Raw genomic sequence first — 16,406 nt, 5'->3', positions numbered from 1 at the left:
CGAGGAGGTTCCGATAGCAACCACTGACGGAAAGAACTCATATGCTCGATGGCCAGCCGCCGAAGACAGCGGTCGTCGTCGAAGATGATCCGGATGTGCGCCACCTTCTCGCCGAGGTCCTGGAAGCTGCGGGTTTCTCGACGGTCTCCGTCGGCAACGGCATCGACGGGGTCCGCGCCGTCATCAACTACCAGCCGCTGATCACCACGCTCGATGTGAACATGCCCGGCATCGACGGGTTCGAGGCCGCCCGGCGCATCCGGGCGCAGAGCGACACGTACATCATCATGCTGACGGCGCTCGACGAAGAGGCCGATGTCGTCCTGGGGCTGACCGCCGGTGCGGACGAGTACCTGAACAAGCCGTTCCGTCCGCGTGAGCTGCGGGCCCGGATCGACGCGCTGCTGCGCCGACCGCGCCTGGGCGCTTCGCCCGGGGCGTCGTCCTCGACGCGGGTTCAGGAGCAGTCCGGCCCGTCGTTCCCCGCCGCCCGGCCGAGCTCGCCGTTCGGCGTGGCTCCGGTCCAGCAGATCGCCGAGTACCCGGCGGCTCCGCCGGCGCCGCATTCCGGCGCAGCGGCCGCGGCGTACGCGCAGCCGTCCGCCGCGCCCGAGAACGCCCCGGCGCCGGCGAACCTGTGGGCGATGAACCCGCGCCCGGTGATCGTCGAGCAGGATGCCGGCACCGACGTCATCCCCGCGTCGCCTGCGCCGCCGACGACCGCTCTGGTCGACCCGAACGAGGGCGTGTGGGTCCAGCACCGCGATCTGCAGCTGAACCCCGAGACCCGCATCGTTCTCGCGCAGGGCAAGGAGGTCGAGCTCACCCGAACCGAGTTCGATCTGCTGTGCGCGCTGATGGAGTCCAAGCGCCGGGTCCGCAGCAAGGCCGACCTCACGCTGGTGCTGCGCGGCGAGTCGTATGTGACGAGCTACTTCGTCGGAGAGGCCGACAAGCGCGCGATCGAGGCGCACATGACGAATCTGCGCCGCAAGCTCGGCGACTCCGCAGCGCAGCCGCGGTACATCGAGACGGTGCGCGGGGTCGGATACCGCCTCACGTCCGAGCTCGCCGCCTGACGCGCGAGCCGACCGAACCGTCCCAGTACCCCGCTCGTCCCGCCTCGCTGCCCCCTGGCCGTTCGGGCGGCCACAGCGAGACGGGACGCTCCGGCGCCCCCAGACGTTCCTAGACCTTGTATCCCTGGTGCCGGCGCACCAGCTTGAAGAGCATCAGCACGGTCTGCACGACGGTGACCACGCCGACGACGGGCCATCCGATCCAGAGGATCGCCGACTGCGCGACGGGTCCGAGCAGAGACCACGCGACGGCGAGACCGGCGACGACGATGATGAGCAGGATGAGCGGCGTCCAGTGCCCGCTGCCGCTGCCCTTCTCGGCTTTGGCCTGCATGGCCCAGTTGTCGACTTTCTTGCGCGACAGGAACCGGAACCACGACCGCAGGAAGTGGCTGAGCCTGATCCACATGAAGATCTCCGCCGGGAACACCAGGGCTGCGAACAGCACGTCACTGGTCTTGCGGTCCTTCATGGACATCGCGATGCGCACGTTCAGGAGCACGGCGACGGCCGACGGCACTAGCCACCAGGCTGAGAACACGAACGCGTTGATCGACAGAGAGCCGGCGAGCAGCGTGAGGAAGGCGATGCGGACGAACAGGTTCGTCAGCATCCCGAAGTTCTCGAACCAGCGCAGGCGCAGGTTCGGGTGCAGGGGCTGCCCCTTCGTGTCGCCGCGCTGGCCGGGCCACATGAGCTCGATGGCGCCGTAGGTCCATTTGACCTGCTGCGCGTCGTAGGCGCGCAGGGTCTCCATGCCGCCGACGTCGGCGCGCGCGTACGGGCTGATCTTGGTGAGGTAACCGGCGCTCTTGATCTGCAGCGACAGCAGCGAGTCCTCCACCTCGCTGTCCTTGACCCACGGGGTGCGCTGCCGGTTGGCCTTCATGACGGCGCGCAGTGCTTCGGTGGCGAAGATCGAGAACTGTCCGCCGAGGACTGCCATGTTGCGCCCGCGCAGCAGGTTCTGCAGGTTGAACGCGGCGAACTGCGTGCGCTGCCCGGCGATGAGGAACTTCGCGATCGTGCCCTTGATCGGCTCGGTGTCGATGGAGTAGATGGCCGAGATGCCGCCGATGCGGGAGTCGGAGACGGCTTCGGTCTCGAGGTATTCGACGGCGCGCTTGTCGCCGATCGTGTCGCCGTCGACGCCGAGCAGGTAGTCGTAGCCTTCGACGAGCGAGTAGCCGTAGTTGAGCGCGCCGACCTTCTTGTCGGGGTTCTTGCCGATGTCGTGCACGAATACCTCGGTGAACTGTTCGCCCAGGTCGGTCGTCACTTCGTGGGGTCCTGCGTACTGCGAGGCGATCCTCACGGTGTTGTCGCTGGTGTTGTTGACCACGACGTGGATGACGTCGGGCACGCGCGTCTGGCTCAGCAGCGACTCGATGACGCCGGCGATGGATGCTTCCTCGTTGTACGCGGGGATGATGCAGCCGATGGTCGAGCGGTGCACAGACGTGTTCTCGAGAACGGTCGCGAAGTCGTCGGCGAAGCCGGTGATCTGCTCGATCTCGGTGTGCAGGTCGTGCTGGTTCGTCTGCGGTGACTCGTTCACTCCGGTGAAGTGATTGGCCATGGCGGTGTCCTCTTCGGATGCTGGACTGTGGAAGTGCGGGGCGCCCGGGTCAGCGCCCCGCATCACCGATCTTCGGCCACCGAGTGCAAGGCGAGCATCAGAGCACCTGCACGGTTGCGCAAGAAATGCGAAGGGTTATTCTGCCGCGTCGTCGGCGGATGCCGGGTAGATGGCGATCGGAAGCACCTGGTAGACCATTTGCTGCTGGAAGGAGGTGTCGTCGTTGGCGTTGCCCTCGACCGACACCGTGATCGCGAACTGCAGCGTGATGCCGTACGTGTCGTCGGGCAGCTGGTGGATCGTCGTCTCGGGCACGAGGAGCCCGCCCTGGAAGCTGTTCAGCAGCAGGCCGCGGTCGGAGCGCAGCGTATCGGTTGGCACGAGCGTTCGCGGGTCGGCGCTGAACTGGAACGGGCTGGACGACTGGTTCGAGGTCTGCGAGGTCTGCGATGTGATCGAGATCTGCGAGATGTAGACGCGGCGCTTGTCGGTGAGCACGGCCTTCTCGTCGACGCGGTGGTCGTAGACGTTGACGGCGAATCCGAAGGTCTTCTCCCCCTGGGGCGTCCACTCCATGGTGCGCTTGGGGTCGGCGGCCCAGAAGTCCAGGCGCACCTCGAGGTCTTCGGCCACGTCGCTCGACAGCGAGACGGAGCCGTCGCGGGTGAACTGCGAGTCGAAGGCGAGGTCCTCGGGCGGCGTTTTCGCATCGGGCTGCGCCGTGGGTGTGACGATCTCGGTCGACTGGACGCCGTTGAACACGTCGAAGATCTGTGCACAGCCGGTCGTGGCCGAAAGGGCGGCGATGATGGCGATGGCGGCGGTGGCGCGGGCAGCGCGGCGCGGGCGACGGGTCAGTGGTGGCACGCATCGACGCTAACCGCTGATTTCGGCGGTTAGCGTCGCGTTCCCGGGGCCTTGCGCTGATCTTGTGCTGATCTTGCGGTTCGGATGCGGACCGCCAGTCGGATCCCTGAGCCTGTCGAAGGGCCGGACGACTTCTACTGCTGCGCGATCGCGACGGTGAGCGTGTCGGTGGCCGTCTGCTTGGCGTATTCCTTCGACGTCGGCGTCGTCTGGACGAGGAAGTCGTAGCTGAATTGCACGGTGACGTAGGTGGCGGTTTCGTCGACGGGTCCGACGTTGAACGTCTGCGAGTAGCTGTAGGGCTTGAGCACGAGGTACCCGGGGGCGACGCTGGACGCGTCGACCTGTGCCTCGATCGGAGCGAACGTCTCGTCGGCGTTGGCCGGGGTGACGATCATGGATGCTTTCTGCAAGTACACCTTCTGTCCGTCATCAGGGGTGACCGTGGTGACGAGCGAGATGCTGATGGGTTTGATGGCCCCGGCGCTCCAGCGATCCATCGAGAGGGTGGACCAGTAGTCGACCTGTGCGCTGACTGCGCCGGCGGTGAGTTCTCGTTCTGTGCTGCCGCTGGAGAGGTCGTTGGGCACAGGGGGCGCGACCGAGACGCTCGCGCTCGGCGTCGGGTCGGGCTGGTCGGCGGTCCACGGTGCCGGTCCGCAGCCGGCGAAGAGGACGGATGCCGATACCAGTGCGCCTGCGATGACCGCGCGCTGACCGACTCTTCTCCGCATACGCGCAAGTCTATGGGTACAGGGTGCGGCGCACAGCGCTCGGCCGTGGTTCACGCCACGGGCCGGAATCGTCGTGGTGGCGGGTCGATGTCGCCGAGCGCGTACCTCAGTACCGCCCGCGATCGCATCGCGAACCTCTCCCCCGACGGATGGTGCAGGATGAAGTCGTCTTTCCCGTCTCGGGTGATCCGCCATCCGCCGTGATGCAAGGTCATGTGATGGTACCTGCAGAGCAGGATGCCTCGATCGATATCCGTGCGGCCTCGATCGCGCGTCCACTCATCGATGTGATGCGCTTCGCCGTACGATGCCGGGCGGTCGCAGCCGTGCCAGCGGCATCCGCCGTCGCGGATCGCGAGCGCGACCCTCTGCTTCGGCGTGAACAGCCGCTGCTCGCGGCCCACATCCAGGGGATTTGCGCATGCATCGACGGTGACGGGTATGACCCCGGTGTCGCAGATGTGCTGGTCGGCGACGGCTCCGGGCATTGCGACGAGGTGGTCTTCGCTGTGCACGATCGGAGCGCGGGTGCCGGCAGCATCCATCACTTGCACGAGACGCACTCCCGGTTGACGCGCCCCGAACACCGACTCGGCATCCGCCATGGCGCCCGCACGGATCACATCCATGAGCAGGTCGTACGCGAGCTGCTCATTCGTGCGCGCGTCGTCTGCCAGTGAGGCGGCCGCGGCCTTCTCATCGGGGTCCACGAAACGCGGCCCGCCTCGTCGAGGACGAAGTGCTGCGGCGATCATGCTCTCGATGAAGAGGTCGCCTTCATCGTCGAAGGCGATGCTCGCCCGCTTGCGCCCGTCCTGCCCCCGGTACGTTCGGAAGGAGCGCCCCTCGAACCGTTCGAGGAACCGCGCCTCCGCCCCCTCCGGATCCAGCAGATCCCGCACCGATCGTGCTGCCTGCCAGAGCTCCTCCACCGTCCGTGCGCCGGCTTCATCGATCAGATGCTCCGCTGCCTGCGACCATGCGGCACAAGCAGGTTCCTGCGCGCCATCGGTCGAATCATCGTCGGCGCCCACGCCGACCTCGGGCGGTTCGCCGAGCCCGCGCTTGATCGCGTCGAACTGCGCAGATGTCAGCCGGCTGTCGCGCAGCGCATCTTTCAGCGGCTGGAACCACGGCAGCGCACGAGGGCTCTCTGCCTTCGGCTCACCGTCAGCCCCCGCGACCCCGTCGGCACCGAACAGCTGGTCGGAACCGGCATCCGGAACCCCGACGCCGGAAGCGCCATGCCGGGCATCGCCACCATCGAGCAGGGCCTCTCCGACCCGCGCCGAACGATTCGCCTCGGCCTTCGTCGACCCCGTCACGTCTTGGATCAGCGCTGCCGCCGACCGGTGCCCGAGCGAGGCCGACAGGCCCGAATGGCCCCGCTCCCGCGAAGACCGCAGGGCGATCACGCCCGCTGCGGCGACCTGGATCTGCTCGACCTGCCCTGCCAGAGCCGCCGATTCCTGCAGAACTCTCACGACCTCGGCGTCCGACATCGCCAGCATCCGCGCCTGAGCGACCTCTGCCCCGTCGCCGTCGACGAGCTGCCCGCACAGAGTGGGGATCAGCGTCGCGATGTCGGTGAAAGTTGCCATACTTCATAGTCCCAGAGGCCTCAGACATTCAGGAATAGATTCGACGATCTGTGGACAACTTTCTCGACCGCCGGCGCCGCACCGCAACGGCTCCGCGCGATGGACGCCCGTGCTCCCCGCCGACATCGATGGTCGGATGCCGCAACCGGCGACCCCGCCGATCGAGCTCTCCGCCCGAGCCCATGAACGCGCCCCGCCGCGCGAGCCCTACCGCAATCGCCGGCGACTTGGTAACGTCTCAGGATCAGGCAAACGTGAGTCGAGACTGGGGTTGAGACTCGTTGCTCCGCCTGGCGGAGCATCCGGCGTTCTGGGAACGTCGCGCCTGTCGACCGATCACCTGGGGAGGTGCCGGTCGTCGACCACTGGGGAGGGGTTGACCGATGTCTGAGCTGTCCGTTCGCGAGCATCATTCATATGCGATCGCATCGGATTCGCGCGATCGAACGCGCCCGAACAAGAGACAGCACCGACGGCGCATCGCGCTCTGGGTCGGCCTCGGCTTTCTGCTCGGCCTCGGGGTCGCCGTCGCAGGCGGGGCGATCGTGGGCAACCGCGTGTACGCACAGGCGATGGACGCCAAGACGTCGCTCGAACAGGTCATGCCGCTCGCATCCACCGTGCGCGACCAGATCCTGTCGGGAGACACGGATGCGGTGAGCACGACCATGGCGCGGCTCACGGCGTTGACGGCAGACGCCCGAGCGCAGACCGACGACCACATGTGGAGGGGCCTCGAATGGCTGCCCGTGATCGGCGACGACCTGCATGCGATCCGCGTGGCGTCGGAGGTGACCGACGATCTCGCCGCGGCGGTGGTCGCTCCGGTGACCGGCCTGAACCTCGGCGCGCTCCGTCCCGTCGATGGTTCCGTGGACATCGCCGCAGTGTCCGGCATGGAGTCGATGGTGGCCGAGGCGTCGGCCGCTCTCGACGCTGCAGCATCCGATCTCGCCGCCATCGATCGGTCGGATCTCATTCCTCAGGTCGACGGCGCGCTCACCCAGCTGGCGGATGCCGTGACGGCGGTGCGTCCCCTACTGGGCGGGGCGAACGAGATCATCGGTGTACTGCCGGCTGCGCTCGGCGCGGATGCTCCGCGAAACTATCTGCTGGTGTTCCAGAACAACGCCGAGTCCCGCAGCACGGGCGGCATCCCGGCGGCGTTCGCACTCGTCACCGCTGACGGAGGCCGGCTCAGCGTCGCGCAACAGGCGTCGAGCGCAGACTTCTACAATGAGCGGTCGACGCCGATCATCGACCTCGATCCCGGCTTGGAGGCCCTGTTCGGCGACAAGGTCGGTCGGTGGATCATGGATGCCACGATGAGCCCGGACTTCAGCGAGTCGGTCGACATCCTGCGCGCGTACTGGGCCGAGTCGTTCGGCACGACGGTGGATGCCGTGGTCTCGTTCGATCCGGTCGCGTTGAGCTACCTGCTGGAGGCGACCGGACCGGTCGACGTCCCGGCCGGAGGCGGCGTCGTGACGATATCGAGCGACAACGCGGTGCAGGTGCTGCTGCACGATGCATACAACTGGTTCGATCAGGAGCAGCAGGATGCGTTCTTCGCCGCGACCGCGAGAGCGGTCTTCGACGCCCTGATGTCGGGCGGAGCGTCCCCGCAGGCGATATTCGAGCGCCTCACCCGCGCGATCGACGAGAACCGGTTGATGTATTCGCCCGCCAGCGAAGAAGAGGCGAGGCTCATCGGCGACTCGAAGCTCTCCGGAGGCCTGCCGGAGACGAACGAGGACCGCACGCTCGTGGGGGTGTACGTGAACGATTACACCGCGGCGAAGATGGACTACTTCATGCAGCTCGACATCACTGCGGTCTCCACGCAGTGCACGGCTCCTGACAGCCCGACCTTCACGACGACAGCGACCCTCACGAACACGATCACCCGCGACCAGGTGCCGGGGCTGTCGATGTCCGTGGATCCGCCTCGGTTCTTCCAGCGCGGCGATGTCGCCACCTACCTCGTCTTCTACGGGCCGGCGGGATCGACGTTCACAGGCGCGACCGTCGACGGGAAGCGGGTCCACGGAACCGTCGCCGACCACCTCGGACGCGGTGCGGTGAAGGTCGCCGTTCGGAACGTCCCGACCCAGACCCACACGGTCACCGCGACGTTCACTGGTGCGGAGGGCCCGTATGGAGCATTCGATCTGCGGCACACGCCGATGGTGCGCCCCGTCGGCGTGCAGTTGACGGCTGAGGGGTGCGAATAAGCAGCGCATCGCCGGCGCACCCGACCACAGCGTTAAGAGAGGCCTCCCCGACCGCGGTCCGGGGAAGGAGCTCGAGGAGGCCTCCCGATACGGCCGGCGAGCGCGTCCACTGGGGAGAAGACACGCACCGTTTGGGGTACGGCGCCGGACCACTGCCCACCTTAACGGCTCGGTTTAAGCGGCTCGGTCGACGATGCAGTGATTCCTGGCTTCGCCGACCGACGGAGACGGGCGCCTCATCCTCTCGGATGTGACGCCCGTCTCCCGCGCAGGAGGGGACTACGCGGTCTCGGCGCGGCGGCGCAGTATCAGCAGCATGCCTCCGCAGATCAGCAGGAGAACGCTCAGCGCCAGTATCCACGGAGCGAGCTGTCCGCCGGTGATGGCCAGCGGGGTGAGCACGGGGTGCTCGGTCGAGCTCGGCGGAGTCGTGATCGTCTCGCCGCCGGGAGGCGTCGCCGACGCAGCGGCCACGTTCGCGAGCGTCTCGCCGGCGGCATCTGCGTTCACGGTGACCGCGTACGTGATCGTGACGGTCTCGCCCTCGGTGAGGCTGCCTGTCCAGGTCAGTTCGGCGCCCTTGATCGCAGCGTGCCCGGCCTCACGATCGCCGATCTTCACCACGGCCGCGCCGTTGAGCTCGGCGTGACGCAGCACGTCGCCGAGGTCGTCCGTGATCGTCACCGAGTCCAGCGCGGTTTCCCCGGTGTTGACCCCGGTGAGCGTGTAGGTGATCACGCTGCCGGTGGCGACCTTCGTGCCGGATGCCGGGTCCGAGGTCTTCTCGAACGTGAACCCGGGCTTGCCGACAGGATGCTCGGTCTCAGCCGGCGGCGGCGTGAGCTCGTCCCCGCCCGGAGGCACGGCCACGCCGTTGACGGTGTTCTCGAGCAGCGCTCCGCCGGCGTCGCCGTTCACGGTCACCGAGTAGGTGATCGTGACCCGCTCGCCGACAGCGAGTGCACCGGTCCACGACAGCGAGTCATCCGCGACGGTCGGGCTGTCGCCCAGCGTCGCTGCGACGTCGTCGTTGTAGACGGCGTGCTCGAGCACGCCCGAGAGGTCGTCGATGATCGACACCGTGTTCAGCGCGGTCTCGCCGGTGTTGACGCCGGTCACCGTGTAGGTGATGACGCTGCCCGGGTCGACACGGCTGCCGGATGCCGGATCCGCCGTCTTGGCGATCTCGAAGCCAGGCTCGTTGACCGGGTGCTCGGTGACGGAGGGCGGCGTCTCGATCGGGGGCACGCCGCCGGGAGGCGTCGCGGTTCCCGTGACCGAGTTGCGCAGCAGGTTCCCGCCGGCATCGCCGTTCACGGTCACCGAGTAGGTGATCGTGACGGTCTTGCCCACAGCCAGCTGGCCGGTCCACGACAGCGCCTCGTCCGAGACGGCCGGCGCCGCGGCATCCTGCCCGTTGATCGTCGCGACCGCATCGCCGTTGTACTCGGCGTGCTCGAGCACGCCCGAGAGGTCATCGACGATGTCGACCGGGTTCAGAGCGGTCTTGCCCGTGTTCACGCCAGTCACCGTGTAGGTGATGACGCTGCCCGGGTCGACGGCGGTGCCAGCAGCCGGCGAGGCCGACTTCGATACCGAGAAGCCGGGCACGTTGACCGGGTTCTCCGTGGTGCCGGGCGGAGGCGTGATGGTCTCGCCGCCGGGAGGGGTCGCCTCGCCGGTCGCCGAGTTCTCGAGCACCTCTCCCACGGCTTCCGGACCGACCGTCACCGAGTAGGTGACCGTGACCGTCTGCCCGACCTCGAGCGCCCCGCTCCACGAGAGCGAGTCGCCCGCGACCGTCGGCGCGGCAGCAGCCTGGCCGTTGATCGCTGCGGCGGCGTCGCCGTTGTACTCAGCGAACTCCAGCAAGCCCGACAGGTCATCGGCGATGTCCACGCTCTCGAGCGCGGTCTGACCCGTGTTGACGCCGGTCAGCGTGTACGTGAGCACAGCGCCGGGGTCGACGGCCGTGCCAGAGACGGGATCGACGCTCTTGCTGAACGCGAACCCGGGCTCGTTGACCGGGTGCTCGGTCGTCACCGCGGGCGGCACGATCGGCGTTCCGGGCGTGGTCGGGCTGTCCGGGTCGCTCGGGTCCTCCGGCAGCTGCGGCGTGGCAGAGCCGTTCGCCGTGTTGCTGACAGTCTCGCCACCGGCATCCCCGTCGACGGTCACCGTGTAGGTGATCTCGACGACCTCGCCCGCATCGAGCGAGCCGGTCCAGGTGAGCGTCTCGCCCGAGAACTCCGCCGTGCCGGTCGTGGCCACCACGTCGCCGTTGTACGAGGCGTGGGCGAGGACGCCCGCCAGGTCGTCGGTGATCGACGCCGGGTCGAGCACGGTGTCGCCGGTGTTCGTGCCGGTCACGGTGTACTCGATGACGCTGCCGGGGTCCACGGCGGTACCCGTCACCGGGTTCGCTGTCTTGGCGACCTCGAAGCCGGGGTTGACCACGGGGTGCTCGGTCTCCGCCGTCGGCGGGGTCACGGGCTCGCCCGGCGTGGTCGGGCTCTCGGGATCGGTCGGATCTTCGGGGATCAGCGGGGTCGCCTCGCCCTCGACGAGGTTGCGCAGCAGCACGCCGGTGGCATCCTCGTCCACGGTCACCGAGTAGGTGATCACGACATCGTCGCCCGGGTTGAGAGCGCCGGTCCAGCTCAGGGTGTTCCCCACCACCTGGGCCGCGCCGACGGTCGACGAGACGTCGCTGTTGTACTGAGCACTGCTCAGCACCACCGACAGGTCGTCAGTGATCGACGCGGGGTCGAGAACCGTGTTGCCGGTGTTCGTGCCGGTGACGGTGTACTCGATCGTGTCGCCGGCCTGCACGGCCGTGCCGGATGCCGGGTCCGCCGACTTCGTGACCTCGAAGCCGTTGTCGACCACAGGATGCATGGTCTCGGCCGGCGGCGGCGTGATCGGCGTGCCGGGCGTGGTCGGACTGTCGGGGTCGCTCGGATCGTTCGGGATCTGCGGCGTGCCCTCACCTGTGGCGATGTTGTGCAGCAGGGCAGTGGTGACGCCCATGTTCACGGTGACGCTGTAGGTGATGGTGACGGACTCGCCCTTCGCGAGCGACCCGATCCAGCTGAGCGTGTCGCCGTCGATGTCGGCGTCGCCACGGCTGGCGTCGAGGTCGTCGTTGTACGAGGCGCTGTCGAAGACGGCCGACAGGTCGTCTTCAATCTCGGCGCGGTCGAGCACGGTGTCGCCGGTGTTGGTGCCGACGATCGTGTACTCGACGGTGTCTCCGGCCTCGATGGCGGTGCCGGATGCCGGGTTCGCCGACTTGCTGATGGTGAAGCCGGATCCGATGACGGGGTGCTCGGTCGAAATCGCGGGCGGAACGATAGGCGTGCCCGGGATCTCCGGCCCGTCCGGATTCGCGGGGTCGGGCGTCGTCGGCGTGCCCGAAGCGGTGACGGTGTTGCGGAGGATCTCGCCCGACGTCTCGTCCCCGACGGTCACCGAGTAGGTGATCGTGACGGTCTGACCGGCCTGCAGGGCGCCGGTCCAGCCGAGCTGGTCGTCAATGATGGATGCTGCGCCCGAAGCGACCTCCGAGCCGTCGATGCGGGTGACGATGTCGTCGTTGTAGTCGGCGTGCGCGAGGACTTCGGAGAGGTCGTCGGCGATGTCAGCCGGGTCGAGGGCGGTCGCGCCGGTGTTCTCGCCGATGACCGTGTAGGTGATGGTGTCGCCGGGTGCGACGACGGTTCCGGATGACGGGTCGGCTGTCTTGGTGATCTCGAAGCCGGCGACGGGGTGCTCAGTCGTGACAGCGGGCGGCACGATCGGCTCCAGCGGCCCGGGAGGGGTACCCGAGGCGGTCACGCGGTTGGCGATGGTCTCGCCCGCGACATCGTCGTCGACGATGACCGAGTAGGTGACGGTGACGATCTGCCCGGGCTCGAGGGCACCGGTCCAGCCGAGATGCTCGTCCGTGATGGATGCAGCACCGGAGGTGAGCTCCGTGCCGTCGATCTCGGTGGTGATGTCGTCCTGGTACTCGGCGTGCGCGAAGACGTCGGAAAGGTCATCGGCGATCTCGACGGGGTCGAGGACCGTGTTGCCGGTGTTCTCGGCCTCGACCGTGTAGCTGATCGTCTGACCGGCGACGACGGGGCTGCCGGGTGCCGGGTCCGCCGTCTTGCGCAGTTCGAGTCCGGGCGTGACCTTGGCGTTCGTGTATGTGCAGATGACGTCGGTGCCGAGGTCGCCGGCAGGCTGGGTCACCGTGTTGCCGTCGACGCCGACCGGAGCCGACGTGCCGACCTGCTCGCACTGCAGCGAGGCTGCGTACCGGGTGAGATCGGTGGTTCCCGCTGCCGACTCGGAGAGCGTGAACTCATCGCCCTGGTTGGTGAAGATCGGGCCGGCGTAGTCGGCCTGCAGACCCGAGGCATTCCCCGTGGTCGTCGCCGTGGCCTGGGCGACCGAGTACCCGGCGGGGGCGTCGATGCGCAGACCGAACTGGTCAGTGGCGGCCTGGCGCCCCTCGGGAAGGTCCTTCTTCAGCGTGAGCGTGTTCGGGAACGTGCAGCTGGCCATGTCGGTCGGCGAGAAGCTGCCGAGGCTCGTGGTGCTGATGATGGTGCCGCGCGCGAGGTCGACCTCGATGATGCGATTAGGGGTGCCGCCGCTCCCTGCTGCCGAGACGAAGACGTGCCCGAGATTGCCGAAGGCGATGCCGTTGCTGAGCACGGAAGAGTCCATGGCGAACACTTCCTTGGCGCTGATGGTTCCTGTGCTCGGCGAGGTGCCCTCAGGGACGTCGGCGGAGTAGATCACGTTGTCGGCGACGAGCAGCAGCTGACCCGAGGCGCTGAACGCCATGTCGCCGTTGGCGCCGAACGACTTGCTTCCGGCTGCAGGTGTGAGTGTGCCGACCTGCACCGCGCTCTTCGCGGTCTCGTTCCACGCGAAGAGCTTGATGTTCCCGCCGCTTGTTCCGGTCGCAAAGTAGTACGTGCCTGTGATGGGGTGCACGGCGCCGCGCAGGACCGACTCGTTGAGGGTGAACGTCGACGTCGACGTCGTGTTGGTCGTGCGGTCGTGTTTGGCGAGCGTCTTGGTGCCCGCGGCGTTCGTCACCGTGTAGGAGTAGCGACCGCCCGATGAGATCCCGACGGCGTTGGTCGACGGATTCTGTCCGATAGCGCCGTCGACGAGGCTGCCACCGTTCGTCGATGTACCGCCGCTGAGCTTGACGGCGAACTCGCGCACCTGGCTTTCGCTCTGCACATACACCGAACCGGGCGTGCACTGAAACGGATCGGCAGCCGCAGCCGGCGCCGCCGTTACCGCACTGGCCACCACGAGCGATGAGGCGACGACCGCCACGGTCGCGGCCGTGCCCACGGCCTTCTTCACGCCCCGGCGCAAACGCGCCCGGACCTCACGAATACTCACGTCGGTCTTCCCCTCGCTCTGCTGGCCGACGGCGGATGTGCACGCCGGCAGTACCCCCGGCACGCAGGCAAGTCGATATGAGCGGCATCCCGAATCGGGTCGCGGATGCCGCGGCCAGCCTGCGGCCTCAGTCAGCCTAGACCAATGGCTAAGGCTTTGCTGACGTCTGGCGAAGGTTTTTCACCCTGGACTTCACCCTGCGGCCAGCAACAGTTCCCCATGAGCGCTACGTATGGATACAGTGATGACCGGGGAGGGGATGTCGGCGTGTTCCGCTGACGGCTCGGGGGAGCCGCGCGGCCGTCCGGCGAGCCACATGGAGCAGACACGAGAGTGCGGTCAGAGCGTGCGCGCAGCACCGCGCGTTCCTGCGCGGACGATCGCCCGACCGAAGCTACTGGAACGCCTCACGGCGTGGACCGACGTGTCCGTCGTGCAGGGTCCGATCGGCTCAGGCAAGACCACGCTGCTGGCCCTATGGGCCAGAAGCCTGCGTCCGGGCGTCCTCTGGTGCGAGCCCGACGACGGAGTGCTGCCGTTCTCGGCCATCGAGCAGTTCCTCTCCACCGGAGGCGAAGCTCTGGCGATCGACGGAGGTGAGCGGATCGATGGCGATCAGTTCGAGCTGCTCGGCCGTGTGATCGACCGGTCCCCATCACTGCGCGTCGTCGTCGCGACGCGCAGTGCCCGCACGGTGCTGGAGATCGCCGCCAGTTGCGAGGCGGCGGTCGACGTCATCACCTCGGACGATCTGCTTTTCACCATGGATGAGCTGCGCGACGCCGAGGTACTCGATAATGACGATGCCCGGCGCGATGTGCTTCGTCGCTCTGAGGGACTGGCGGTCGCCGTCCGCGCCAAGAGCGACGAAGCGCAGCAGCGGACGTCCGGCGCACGCGCCCGGCTTCGGCGCCGGCTGCACGTCGAGTTCGGCGAGTACGAAGGAAGGTACGAGGCCGCCGTGCGCATGGCGCTCCTCCCCCGGGTCGATCACACGATTCTCGAGAGCTGGAACCTGCCGGTGCGTCTCATCGACGAACTGGATGCCGGTGGATTCGCGGCCTGGGACGGCGAGTGGCTCAGCATGCATCCATACATCCGCGGCGTCCTCGCCGAGGATGCCGTCCAGCGCGTTCCCGGCGAGGAGCGCCGCCGACTGATCGAGACAGCTGTGCGTTCATCCCTCATCCATCGCGACCCGCTGCAGGCTCTGCGCGAAGCGTTCGATATGGATGACCCGGCCCTTGCGACTGAGGTGATCCTGTCGAACATGGTCGAGTTGCTCGAGACCCGCGACGCGACCTACGAAGTGTTCACAGGCGTTCCGACACCACGGTTCCGCGGGTATCCGGTGCTGACGATGATGCTCGTTCTGCTGTCGAACCTGAACATGGACACGCGGCCTCGCGCACTGCAGCTGTTCGCCACCGAATCGCTCTTCCACAGGATGCAGCCGAAGCGCGGGTCTCACCGCGAGCGCGTGCTATACCGCGCCTTCGAAGCGGCCGCACTGAGGATGACGCCGTTGTCGCGACAAGCGCTCCCGCTGATCCGGCGAGCCGTGGGGGACTTCTCGGCCTTGAACGACGAGGATGCTCTGGCACTGGGCAGGCTTGGCCCGATGCTGCAGGTGCATCTCGGCATCTCGGCCATGTATCTCGACGACCTCGAACTCGCTCGAGAGTGCTTCGATATCGCCTATGCGCGGCACGTCGAGGCCGGTAGGGCGGATCTGGTCGATCCCCTCTCGGTGCGCGCCGGTCTCGCCGCGCTGACCGGCGAGATCGGCCTGGCACGCCGGCTCCTGGCCGAGGCGGACGCCGCGGTCTGGCCGCCAGGGTGGCGCGACTCCACCCCTGCTGACTTCTTCAACCTCGGCCTGGCTGTTCTCGCCGTCGAGGACGGCGATCCAGAGGCGGCGCGCCGCCACCTCGCAGCCCGGGGTCCGAACCCCGACCTGACCGAGCACTGGACGCTGTTCGGCTTCGTCGATGCGCGGCGCGCCCGGCTCGCCGGGGAGGCGGAGGCGGGGCTTGTTCAGTTAGGACGCTTGCGCGAGAGGCGCAAGTCCGAAGCGGTCACCCCGTCGGCGCGAGGTCTTCTGGATGCAGCGGAGGCCGAGCTGCGCCTGTGCTCGGAGACGCCGGGGCCGCCCGGCGCGTCGCCGCTTCCGCAGCGAAGCACAGCGCTACCGCACGCGTCGTCCTCGCCCGGGCCGAGCTGGCACTTCAGCGTCCCGCGGCCGCGGCGGTTCACGCTCGGCAGCTGCTCACGAAGGCGCTGGCCCCGCGGACGCGGATCGACGCCGAGCTGGTGCTGGCGTGCAGCGCGGTGCGCGTGGGACACGTTGAGGATGCGGACGTGATCGCGGAACGCATCGCAGAGCTCGTCCGCACGACGCAATTGCACGCGCCTCTGCGCATAGTTCCTGCCGAGGACCGCGCCGCGCTGCGTGCCGCGCTCGGCAGAGCCGGGCTCCCGGAATCCGACCTGGAGATCGTCGGAGCGGAGGTGTTGGCCCCAGGGTCAGCGGCGCCTGTGTTGCTCACCCCGCGCGAACAGGCCGTGCTCGAGGTTCTCGTCGATACAGGCGCACTCGAAGAGATCGCCGAACGTCTGTTCATGTCACGCAATACGGTCAAGACCCAATTGCGCAGCATCTATCGCAAGCTCGACGTCTCATCACGGGACGCTGCCCTCACTCGCGCCGCTGCACGCGGGCTGTTCGAGCAACTGGATTGATTCGCCCCGCCCGGGAGTCATCGCCAACGGCCGGTGGGTGTGGAACTGACGAGCGAGGGATGCGAGTGAGAACGACGTCGCGCCGCCGAAACTGCTCAAGCTCCAGTCACCCGCACGCCGTCGCCGCGTCGATCGACCGCTCGACGATGCGCCAT

The 16,406-nt window shown here is 67.8% G+C and carries 9 protein-coding genes; 4 read left to right on the top strand and 5 right to left on the bottom strand.

The annotated features are described in order from the left end of the window. The first annotated feature begins 41 nt into the window (after positions 1 to 41). Positions 42 to 1,079: a response regulator transcription factor gene (locus AB0269_RS01245; RefSeq protein ID WP_366209363.1), complete on the top strand. Its 1,038-nt coding sequence runs from the start codon at positions 42 to 44 to the stop codon at positions 1,077 to 1,079. A gap of 109 nt (positions 1,080 to 1,188) precedes the next feature. On the opposite strand, the gene AB0269_RS01240 is transcribed toward AB0269_RS01245, so the two are convergent. The 4 genes from AB0269_RS01240 to AB0269_RS01225 form a co-directional block, all read right to left on the bottom strand. After that, positions 1,189 to 2,721 (bottom strand): glycosyltransferase family 2 protein, encoded by a 1,533-nt coding sequence (locus tag AB0269_RS01240; protein ID WP_366209362.1) that lies wholly within the window; start codon positions 2,719 to 2,721, stop codon positions 1,189 to 1,191. 72 nt (positions 2,722 to 2,793) lie between these two features. Then, on the bottom strand, positions 2,794 to 3,525 hold the full coding sequence (locus AB0269_RS01235) for a fructose 1,6-bisphosphatase (protein WP_366209361.1): 732 nt from the start codon (positions 3,523 to 3,525) through the stop codon (positions 2,794 to 2,796). Positions 3,526 to 3,659: 134 nt separating this feature from the next. Next, positions 3,660 to 4,259 (bottom strand): hypothetical protein, encoded by a 600-nt coding sequence (locus tag AB0269_RS01230; protein ID WP_247962401.1) that lies wholly within the window; start codon positions 4,257 to 4,259, stop codon positions 3,660 to 3,662. 50 nt (positions 4,260 to 4,309) lie between these two features. After that, entirely contained in the window at positions 4,310 to 5,860 is a 1,551-nt protein-coding gene (locus tag AB0269_RS01225) for an HNH endonuclease signature motif containing protein (RefSeq protein WP_366209360.1), read from the bottom strand. 383 nt (positions 5,861 to 6,243) lie between these two features. Between AB0269_RS01225 and AB0269_RS01220 the strand changes: the two genes are divergently transcribed. Next, positions 6,244 to 8,094, top strand: a complete 1,851-nt coding sequence (locus AB0269_RS01220) for a DUF4012 domain-containing protein (RefSeq protein ID WP_366209359.1) — start codon at positions 6,244 to 6,246, stop codon at positions 8,092 to 8,094. 279 nt (positions 8,095 to 8,373) lie between these two features. Here the strand turns inward: AB0269_RS01220 and AB0269_RS01215 are convergent, their stop codons facing one another. Next, positions 8,374 to 13,509, bottom strand: coding sequence for an isopeptide-forming domain-containing fimbrial protein (locus tag AB0269_RS01215; RefSeq protein ID WP_366209358.1), 5,136 nt, complete (start codon positions 13,507 to 13,509; stop codon positions 8,374 to 8,376). Between the two features lie 316 nt (positions 13,510 to 13,825). Between AB0269_RS01215 and AB0269_RS01210 the strand changes: the two genes are divergently transcribed. Beyond that, positions 13,826 to 15,874, top strand: coding sequence for a hypothetical protein (locus tag AB0269_RS01210; protein WP_366209357.1), 2,049 nt, complete (start codon positions 13,826 to 13,828; stop codon positions 15,872 to 15,874). Then, a complete protein-coding gene (locus AB0269_RS01205) occupies positions 15,871 to 16,251 on the top strand; it encodes a helix-turn-helix transcriptional regulator (protein WP_366209356.1) in 381 nt (126 codons plus the stop codon). Before AB0269_RS01210 ends, AB0269_RS01205 begins: the two co-directional genes overlap by 4 nt. Positions 16,252 to 16,406 lie beyond the last annotated feature (155 nt).

The organism is Microbacterium sp. NPDC077644 (genome assembly GCF_040702785.1).
Classification (GTDB): domain Bacteria; phylum Actinomycetota; class Actinomycetes; order Actinomycetales; family Microbacteriaceae; genus Microbacterium.
This window is presented reverse-complemented; position numbering and strand designations above follow the sequence as displayed.